At 45.2% G+C, this 1,238-nt stretch carries 1 protein-coding gene; it reads left to right on the top strand.

Translation table 11 applies throughout. The annotated features are described in order from the left end of the window. Positions 1–1,238, top strand: a 1,238-nt coding sequence (locus DKG80_RS21020; protein WP_162556048.1) for a hypothetical protein, incomplete at both ends; no start/stop codon positions are given.

Raw genomic sequence — 1,238 nt, 5'->3', positions numbered from 1 at the left:
AAAGCCAATGACCAAGCCATCACCAACGTAGAGAAGTCTCCAGAGCCTAAACTGGATGCTGACACTCCAAAACAAGACGTCTCTAAAAAAATGGCCGACAGTCTACCCACTACCAAGGAAGCTGTCAAACGTCTAAGTGAACACAACCCCGCCAAAGACTCCGTAGATGGGATGAATAAGCTCATCAAAAAGCAAACAGGAGACGTCAAAGGCAACTATCAAAAAATCAAAGACGCTCCTACCCCTGTCCACGAATCAGCCAAACAAGAGCTCCCAGGAGTAGAAGCCCCCTCAAAAGTACAAGCCCTGAACCTTGCTGAAGGAATGTTACCTCCAGTACCTTCAGTACAGTCAGACTTTACAGAATACAAGACCGCTGGAGATGACCTGATTAAAAACGAACTACAATCCCCAGAACTCCTCAAGGAATTTGAATCCTCCACTGCCGCACCGATGGTCGAAGCCCGCGCAGCCCGAGACGGAATCAAAGAAGACGTAGAGAAAGCTCCCAAAGAAGCCAAAGCCCTCGAACAAAAAGAAAAAAGTGCATTAGACAAAAGTCTACAATCCGAAGAGAAAGTAGCTGTGGACCAAATGGTCAGAGAACGCCAACAGCAACTCACGCGTGCCAATGACTCACAAAAAAAAGGGAAAGGCGATCAGGAAAAAGAACGCAAAAGAGTCAGTGACCGAATCAATGGCTTTTATACAGAAGCCAATAGCCAAGTACAAGTCAAGCTCAAAACTCTTGAAGAAAAGAGCATGCGTACCTTCGAAGCAGGGCAGCGAGTGGCTATGGACAACTTCCAGACAGGTGTAGAAGCTGACTTGAAAGCATTCTTTAAAGAGCGGTATAAGAAGAACGGAGTCCTTACTAGACTAGGTGATTGGTGGCATGGCACCGATGACCTTCCAGAAGTACAAGACATCTTCAATAAAAACAAAGAGATATTCATAGATGCAATAGACTCTCTTATTGACGATATACTAGCCGATAGCCAAGCAGTCATCGATGAGTGCAAAGACATTATCAAAGAGGCAAAGGAACAGATCCAAAAATACAAAGAAGATCTAGAACCAGGCCTGAAGAAATATGCTGAAAAATGTCAGTCGGATATCAATGAAAAACTCGACAAACTACAGCAGCAGACCGTAGCCAAAGAAAAAGCCCTCAAAGAGAAGATGGCCAAGCTCCGAGCACAAGCCATCGCAGCTGTAGACAAAAAGATCGAAGAGCG

Source organism: Reichenbachiella versicolor (assembly GCF_003171675.1).
Taxonomy (GTDB): Bacteria; Bacteroidota; Bacteroidia; order Cytophagales; family Cyclobacteriaceae; genus Reichenbachiella; species Reichenbachiella versicolor.
The sequence above is the reverse complement of the archived record's forward strand: the minus strand, read 5'-3'. Positions and strand labels throughout refer to the sequence as shown.